This window comes from Blastococcus sp. CCUG 61487, assembly GCF_005222955.1.
In the GTDB taxonomy this organism is placed as follows: domain Bacteria; phylum Actinomycetota; class Actinomycetes; order Mycobacteriales; family Geodermatophilaceae; genus Blastococcus.
This window is the reverse complement of sequence record NZ_LWUA01000102.1, coordinates 684-8,517: the sequence shown is the minus strand read 5'-3', so window position 1 is coordinate 8,517 and position 7,834 is coordinate 684. Positions and strand designations below refer to the sequence as shown.

Here is a 7,834-nt window from a genome sequence, read left to right as displayed (position 1 = left end):
GGAGGCCGAGGAGCACGTCGGCCGCCGCGCGGGCGGCCCGGGCGGCGACGGCGACGTCGTCCACCGCGCTCAGTCCTGCTGCAGCGCGGTGGCGTCCCCGGGGCGGCGCGGCGGAGCGTGCCGGCCGGTCGCGTCGGTGACGGCGCCGAAGTAGGCGGCCTGCTTCTCCGGACGCGGCATGATGAACAGCCCGCGCGCCTCGACGCGGATCTCCTCCGGGGCGGAGGCCAGCGCGATCGTGCCGGTGATGAAGGCCTTGCGCCCCTCGTGCGACTCGACCCGGGCGCGCAGTACCAGCGGGGTCTCCAGCGGCAGCGGGCCGCGGTAGTCGAGCTCCAGGTGGGCGGTCATGCCCCACAGGCCCGCGGCGCCGGCGGCGCTGCCCAGCATCTGGTCCATGAACAGGGCGCTCATGCCGCCGTGCACGAAGGTCGGCGGGCCTTCGTAGGCCAGCCCGAGGGTGGTCTCGGCGACGACGCCGTCGCCCTCGCGCCGCACGACCAGCGGGGGCGCGAGCGGGTTGGCGATGCCGGTGACCGGGTTGAACACGCGCAGGCCCTCGGACGGGTCGTCGAGGCGGGGCAGCTGCGATGCCGGGCGGCGGCTGCCGGCGATGCGGGCGGTGGCGGCGCGCACGAGCTCCGCAGCAGCGGCCACCTCGCCGGCGGGCTCGCTGGTGGTCACCGACGCCTCGATCAGCTCGCGGAGGGCGGCGCCCAGGTCGGTCGTCGCGGTCATCAGGTCGGCGTCGGAACCCGTGCCGCCGTCGTTCGAAGTCACGTTCGAATGGTGACAGGCGGGCTCAGCCGGGCTGGTCGGTGGCCCCGTCCGGCTCGACCGCGGGAGGGCCGCTGCGGTGCAGGGCCACGGTGAACGTCGCCCCGCGCCCCGGGGCCGTGTCCAGCGAGATGGTGCCGCCGTGCGCCTCGACCAGCGAGGCGGCGATGGCCAGCCCGAGCCCGGTGCCGCCGGCCGCATCACCGCTGCGCGCCCGTGCCGCGTCGGCGCGGAAGAACCGCTCGAAGGCCCGGCGGGCGTCGTCGGCATCCATGCCCGGGCCCTCGTCGCTCACCCGCAGCAGGACGACGCCGGGGTCGGCGTCGGCACCGATCGAGACCGTCACCCGGGCGTCCCCCGGCGTGTGCGTGAGCGCGTTGGTGACCAGGTTGCCCACCACCTGGCGCAGCCGGCCCTCGTCCCCGAGGACGACGGGGGCGTCGGTGAGCGACTCGTCCAGGTGCAGCCCGATCGGGCGGTCCGGCTGCACGGCCCGCGCGTCGTGGACGGCGTCGCCGGCGATCTGCGCGAGGTCGACCGGCGCGAGCGTCAGCGGCCGCCGCTGGTCGAGCCGGGCGAGCAGCAGCAGGTCCTCGACCAGCAGCCCCATGCGGGCGCCCTCCGCCTCGATCCTGGCCATGAGGTGCGTGATCTCCTCGTCGGACCGGACGGCGCCCTGCCGGTACAGCTCGGCGAAGCCCCGGATCGACGTCAGGGGCGTGCGCAGCTCGTGGCTGGCGTCGGCCACGAACCGGCGCATCTTCTCCTCGGAGCCCCGCGCCTCGGCCTCGGAGGCCTGCTGTGCCCGGAAGGCGCTCTCGATGCGGGCGAGCATGCCGTTCAGGGCCTGGGACAGCCGCCCGACCTCGGTGCGCTCGTCGCCGGCCGGCACGCGCTGGGAGAGGTCGCCGGCGGCGATGGCCTGCGCGGTCCGCTCCACCTCGGCGAGCGGCCGCAGGCTGTTGCGCACCAGCGCGTACCCGGCGAGAGCGAGGACGGTGAGCACGCCCAGCCCGACGACGATCTCGATGCGCACCAGGCGGGTGATCACCTTCTCGTCGGCGGTCAGGTCGCTGCCGAACAGGGCGGCGTTGCCGTCCGGGAGGCCGACGGCGACCATCCGCCAGACGGTGCTGCCGTCGTCGGCGCGGACCGAGAACGCCAGCTGGTCCCCGGCCTCCGGCCGGGCCCCGGCGCTGCCGCTGCCCAGCTTCCCGGCCAGGGCGGCGACCCGGTCGAAGTCGGGCAGCCGGTCGGTGTCCTGCAGCGGGCCGGCGAACACCCGCACCTCCCCCCGCGCGGGGAGCAGGCAGCCGACCAGCTCCGCGGAGGGGTACCGGCTACCGCTGTCGCAGAAGGTGGCCGCCCAGCGGGGGCTGGTCGCGATGCTCTCCGCGTTCGCGCGCAGCTCCTCGTCCTGCTGGTCCTGCAGGTAGTGGGTGAGCAGCGAGGTGGCGGCGAACCCGGTCGCGGCCAGCCCGACCGCGACGAGGGCGACGAGCAGCGCCACGAGGGTGACCCGCAGCGGCACCCGCGGGCCGCTGCCGGCGGGTGCGAGCCAGGGTGCGCTCATGCTCCCCGCGGCAGGCGGAGGGTGTAGCCGACCCCGCGGATGGTGTGCAGCAGCCGCGGCTCGGTGGTGTCGATCTTGCGCCGCAGGTAGGAGATGTAGGACTCGACCACGTTCGCGTCGCCGTTGAAGTCGTAGTTCCACACGTGGTCGAGGATCTGCGCCTTCGAGAGGACGCGCCCCGCGTTGGCCATGAGGTAGCGCAGCAGCTTGAACTCGGTGGGGGACAGGCTGATCACCTGCCCCGCCTTGATCACCTCGTGGGTCTCCTCGTCCAGCTCGATGTCGGCGAAGGTCAGCCGCGGCGCGTCGGCGGCCTGGGGCGATCCAGTGGTCCGCCGCAGCACCGCGCGGATGCGGGCGATGACCTCGTCGAGGCTGAACGGCTTGGTGACGTAGTCGTCCCCGCCCAGGGTCAGCCCCGACACCTTGTCCTCGGCTGCGTCCCGCGCGGTGAGGAAGAGCACCGGGGTGCGCCGGCCGGAGTCGCGCAGCCTGCGGACGACGCCGAAGCCGTCCAGGCCCGGCATCATCACGTCGAGCACGAGCAGGTCCGGGCGGAAGGACTCCGCCAGCGCGAGCGCCTGCTGGCCGTCGGCGGCCGTGGTCACCTCGAAGCCGGCGTAGCGCAGGCTGGCCGACAGCAGCTCGCGGATGTTGGGCTCGTCGTCCACCACCAGCAGCCGGGCCTCCGGCGAGCGCGTCTGCTGACTTCCGGCCACGGATCCTCCGGTCGAACGAGCGGGTGCCGTCATGCCTCCAGGGTGACGGCGCGGGCTGCCGCCGGACTGGACGCTACCTGTGAACCCCCTGTGCGGGGTCAGCCGGCGGGGGACATGGCGCGGCCCCGGCGCCAGTAGCCGATCGCGTGGTGCTGCGCGCGGCTCAGGCCCCACCGCCCGCGCAGGTCGGCACGGATGGCCCGTACCGCTGCGGACTCCGCCCCGACCCAGGCGAAGAGGTCGTCGGTCTCCGGGCGGTCGAGCCCGGCGACGGCGTCCACGAGCAGCGTGCTCTCCCCCGGCGGCGTCCCGTCGCGGTGCAGCCAGTGCACCGCCACCCCGGGCGGGGCGGCGAGCGGCTGCTCCTCCTCGGGCCCGGCCACCTCGAGGTAGGCGACGCCGGTCGTCGCGGGATCGGCGGCGGCGAGCAGGCGGGTGATCGCGGGCAGTGCGGTCTCGTCGCCGACCATGAGCACCCAGCGGGCCGGCCGTTCGGCCAGCGACGCCGCGCCCGCGACGCCGAGCAGGGCGCCGGGGCGGGCGGCCCCCGCCCAGGCGGCCGCCGGGCCGTCGCCGTGCAGCACGAAGTCGATCTCGAGCTCACCGGCGGCCGGGTCCTGACGGCGCGCGGTGTAGCTGCGCAGCGCGATGCCGTGGCTGCCCTCGGGCCACACGATCCGGCCGTCCCGCTGGATCCTGGGCCAGCGGGGTGCGTCGTCCCCCACCCGGGGCACCAGCAGGTTCACCGTCGGGCCGGCGGCGGCGACGGCGTCCGGGCTGCCGGTCAGGAGCACCCGGCGGACCGACGGCGTCACGTCGGTGACGGCCGTGACGGTCAGCACGTCGACGGCGCGCAGTCCGTCGGGGGCGGGGCCGTCGGGGGAGCTCACGGCGGTCCAGCGTAGTGCTGCCCGGCATGGGCCGGCCCGGCCGTCCCCGGGGGAATGGGGTCGACCGGGCCGGCGATCAGGGGCGGAGGCGGATGACGCTGCGTAGTCACGATTCCGGGGCTGACCGGCGCGGACATGCCCTCGACCTCCGTCTTCCACGACGCTACGTGACGACCGGGCTCGTGCCAGCGCCCGCACGGGTGAGGTCCGGTCCCGAACGGGTGATCGAGACCCGGTCGCTTCGGCATGTGTGCCGGTACCGCGGCGAGGGCACGGCAGGTGCAGTCCTCGCCCGTCCGAGGAGCCTCGTCCGACGAAGGAGCCCGGCATGGCCGACCACCTGGAGAAGGGTGACCACGTCACCTGGCAGAGCCATGGCAGCACCGCCGAGGGGACCGTCGAACGGACGATCACCTCGGACACGAAGGCCTCCGGCCGGCAGGTTCGGGCGAGCGAGGACGACCCGCAGTACGAGGTGAGGAGCGACGAGAGCGGCCGGACGGCCGTGCACAAACCCTCCGCGCTCGACAAGGACTGACCGCACCACCCGGCTCCCGCCGGGCGACAGACAGGAGACGACGTGACCGAGTCCGGAGACGCCCACACCGGCGCGAGCGCACGCAATACCAAGCACAGCCCGCGTCTCGACGAGGAACTCGAGCACGAGGTCCAGGGCATGCTCAAGGCCGAGCGGGCCACCCGCGCCCAGGAGTGGCGGGAGGTGGAGCCGGTCGCCGAGGGCGAGCCGGACATCGACGCCGACCCCGCGGGCACCCTCACCGGGGGTGTGCCGGTCGGTATGACCGAGGACGCCGTCGAGGCGCGCTCCGAGCTGGCCCGCTGGCTGACTCGCGCGCCGTTCCCCGGTGGCCGCGCCGATCTCGTCGAGGCCGCCCGGGACCACCATGCGCCGGACGCCGTGGTGGCCGAGCTCGGGCGGCTGCCCGAGGGGGAGACCTTCGAGCAGATCGGCGACGTCGTCCGGGCGCTGGGCTATCCCACCGAGTGACTGGACCTCCGTCCTGAGGCGCGGGCGCCGTCACTCCCTGGCGAGATCGGCGGCGCCCGCTCCCTCGTGGTCGACCTCCTGGTCGGCCGTGAGGTCCACCGTGACCCGCACCAGGTCGCCGGTGTAGGCGTAGGGCCCCATGAATCGCCCGGTCCCGTCGTAGTCGGCCACCGTCGTCCCGCGGTCCAGGCCGATGTCCAGGCCCGACCACGAGATCATCAGCCAGAAGATCTGGTCGGTCTCCATCGTCCCGGCCGGTTCGCCGTCGATCAGCAGCGTGCCCGTGCCGTGCGGGAAGGGCCCCTCGCCGCGTCGTTCCATGGTGAAGCCGAGGGTGGTGGCCCCCGGCGGGATCGGGCGGTCGGAGGTGACCACCTGGTGGGTGCCGCCGATGTTCAGGTCGTGCACGAGGTGCCCGTCCCGGACGAACAGCGAGTAGCCCGACGTCGCGTCGCCGTGGGCGATCAGCACGCCGTCGGCTGCGCCGCGGCCGCCCGACGGGTTGACGTGCGCGGTGATCCGGTAGCTGCGGCTGCGCAGATCGGGGGCGACGTCGCTGGGCACGTGGCCCATGCCCGACCAGAAGGTGAACCGGGTGCGGGTGCCGGCGTGCCGCGCGGCGTTCTCGGCGAAGCGCTCCCCGAAGCGGTCGTCGAGCGGCAGCACCTTGTTCGCCGCCGCCTCTTCCCACCAACGGGCCTGCAGCGCGGCGAGCCGCTCGGGCTGCTCGGCGGCGAGGTCGTGCACCTCGTTCATGTCGTTCGCGAGGTCGTAGAGCTCCCACGTGTCGTCGTCGAACGGGGTGCCGGGGGCGTGGTAGGCGACGGCCTTCCAGCCGTCCTGCCAGATGCCCCGGTGGCCGAACATCTCGAAGTACTGGACCGTCTTGCCGGTGTCGGCGTCCGGCCGGGCGATCGTGCCGGCGAAGCTGACACCGGTCATCTCGCCGGCGGCGTCGATCCCGAGCAGGTCCAGCACCGTGGGCGCGAGGTCGACGACGTGGCAGAACTGGTGCCGCAGGGTGCCCGCCTGCTCCCGGCCGACCAGCCGGTCGGGCCCGGCGATGACGAGGGCGTCGCGGACGCCACCGCCGTGGGTGTTCTGCTTGTACCGCTTCAGCGGGGTGTTGGCCGCCATCGCCCAGCCGTGCGGGAAGTTCGAGTGCGTGTCCGGGCCGCCGATGTCCTCGAGCCGGGCGAGCTTCTGCTCCATCGGCTCGGCCACCATGTTGTACGGCCCCATGGCGTTGACGAACCCCAGCGGTCCGCCCTCCTGGCTGGCGCCGTTGTCCGAGGTGATGATCACCAGGGTGTCCTCGAGCTGCCCGGTCGCCTCGAGCGTGGCCACGAGCCGTCCCAGGTGCTGGTCGAAGTGCGCCAGCATCGCCCCGTAGGCCCCCGCGAGGCGGGCGAACAGGAGCTGCTCGTCGGCGGTGTGGTCGTCCCACGGCCGGACGCCGTCGTTGCGCGGGGGCAGCTCGGTCCCGGCCGGCACGATGCCCAGCCGGACCTGTGCGGCCAGCCGGTCGCTGCGGGTGCGGTCCCAGCCCTTCGCGAAGACCTCGGCGTAGTGGTCGATCAGGTCTCGCGGCGCCTGGTGCGGCGCGTGGCAGGCGCCGGGAGCCAGCAGCATGTGCCACGGCGTGTCCGGGGTCGCCGCCTCGTGGCTCGTGACGTACGTGATCGCGTGGTCGATCAGGTCCTCGGTCAGGTGGTATCCGGTCTCGTAGGTGCCCGGCGCGGTGACGTGGCTGTTGTCCTGCACGAGCTCGGGTGAGTACTGGTCGGTCTCGGCGTCGAGGAAGCCGTAGAAGCGGTCGTACCCGCGCCCCAGCGGCCACCCGTCGAACGGCCCGGTCGGCCCGGTCTCGGTGAGCGGCGTGACGTGCCACTTGCCGACCATGTAGTTGCGGTAGCCGTGGTCGCGCAGCCGCTCGGCGAGGGTCGGCACGTCGCCGGCGATCTTGCCGCGGTAGCCGGGGAAGCCCGAGTCGAAGTTCGCCAGGCAGCCCATCCCGACGTCGTGGTGGTTCCGGCCGGTGAGCATCGCCGACCTGGTGGTCGAGCACATCGCGGTGGTGTGGAACCCGGTGTACCGGACACCGGCCGCGGCGAACCTGTCGATGACCGGGGTGGCGATCTCGGAGCCGAAGCAGCCGAAGTCACCGAAGCCCACGTCGTCGAGGAGCACGACCAGCACGTTCGTGCGCCCCGCCGGCGGCCGCACCGGTGCCGGCCAGTGCGGCACCGACTCCGCGATGGTCCGGCCGATCCTCATCCCAGAGTCCCCTGCTGGCGTCACCATGCGCGGACGCTATCAGCGGTGACAACCCATAGTCCCTGGTCAGACCGTTGTGACCCCGCTGTGGTGCTAGCCCTCCGCGTCCTCCCGGGCCTCCTCCTCGGCGATCTCCTCCGCCCCGCGGCGGCGGAAGAGGCGGGATCCGGGGAAGCCCTTCACCACCTGCCGCACGTCCTGGACGATGTCCACGAGGTCGTGCACGTCGGCCCCGACGTTCCCGAGGGACTCCAGGACCGGCAGCACGTCGTCGTCGAGGTGTTCGACGAGCCGGGGGAGACGGTCGACGAGGGTCACCAGCGCCTCCACCTCGGCGGGCTCCAGGGTGGCGGCCAGCCGCCGGACCGACGGTGACAGTGCCGCGAGCGCCGGTTCGTAGTCGGCCAGCAGCGGCTCCACCCGCCCGACCAGGCCCTCCGCCTGGCCGACGAGGGCGCCGGCGCGGGCGGAGGTCGCCCCGACGGCGGAGATGGCGGCATCGGCCCGGTCGTTGGTGCGATCCACGGCGGCGATGGCGGCATCGGCTCGGGTGTTGGTGCGGCCGACTGCCGCGATGGCGGCGTCGGCC

General features: G+C 74.1%; 7 protein-coding genes and 1 pseudogene. 2 read left to right on the top strand and 6 right to left on the bottom strand.

Translation table 11 applies throughout. From position 1 onward, the window contains the following. Positions 1–69: 69 nt before the first annotated feature. From A6V29_RS07070 to A6V29_RS07055, 4 genes are all read right to left on the bottom strand, one after another. Positions 70–780 (bottom strand): PaaI family thioesterase, encoded by a 711-nt coding sequence (locus A6V29_RS07070; protein WP_249933080.1) that lies wholly within the window; start codon positions 778–780, stop codon positions 70–72. Positions 781–802: 22 nt separating this feature from the next. Next, on the bottom strand, positions 803–2,350 hold the full coding sequence (locus A6V29_RS07065; protein WP_137159655.1) for a sensor histidine kinase: 1,548 nt from the start codon (positions 2,348–2,350) through the stop codon (positions 803–805). Next, the gene (locus A6V29_RS07060) at positions 2,347–3,069 is read right to left on the bottom strand and encodes a response regulator transcription factor (RefSeq protein WP_137159654.1); all 723 of its coding nucleotides are present in this window, start codon (positions 3,067–3,069) and stop codon (positions 2,347–2,349) included. The genes A6V29_RS07065 and A6V29_RS07060 overlap by 4 nt, the downstream gene beginning before the upstream one ends. Before the next feature lie 98 nt (positions 3,070–3,167). After that, the gene (locus tag A6V29_RS07055) at positions 3,168–3,959 is read right to left on the bottom strand and encodes a siderophore-interacting protein (RefSeq protein ID WP_137159653.1); all 792 of its coding nucleotides are present in this window, start codon (positions 3,957–3,959) and stop codon (positions 3,168–3,170) included. Positions 3,960–4,287: 328 nt separating this feature from the next. Between A6V29_RS07055 and A6V29_RS07050 the strand changes: the two genes are divergently transcribed. After that, a complete protein-coding gene (locus A6V29_RS07050; RefSeq protein WP_137159652.1) occupies positions 4,288–4,497 on the top strand; it encodes a hypervirulence associated TUDOR domain-containing protein in 210 nt (69 codons plus the stop codon). 42 nt (positions 4,498–4,539) lie between these two features. Continuing rightward, positions 4,540–4,968, top strand: a complete 429-nt coding sequence (locus A6V29_RS07045; protein ID WP_137159651.1) for a DUF2795 domain-containing protein — start codon at positions 4,540–4,542, stop codon at positions 4,966–4,968. A gap of 30 nt (positions 4,969–4,998) precedes the next feature. Here A6V29_RS07045 and A6V29_RS07040 read toward each other — a convergent pair whose 3' ends face one another. Together A6V29_RS07040 and A6V29_RS07035 are read right to left on the bottom strand one after the other, a co-directional pair. Continuing rightward, positions 4,999–7,245, bottom strand: coding sequence for an arylsulfatase (locus A6V29_RS07040; RefSeq protein WP_212719093.1), 2,247 nt, complete (start codon positions 7,243–7,245; stop codon positions 4,999–5,001). Between the two features lie 93 nt (positions 7,246–7,338). Next, a pseudogene (locus tag A6V29_RS07035) lies at positions 7,339–7,834 on the bottom strand (hypothetical protein); the annotation flags it as partial.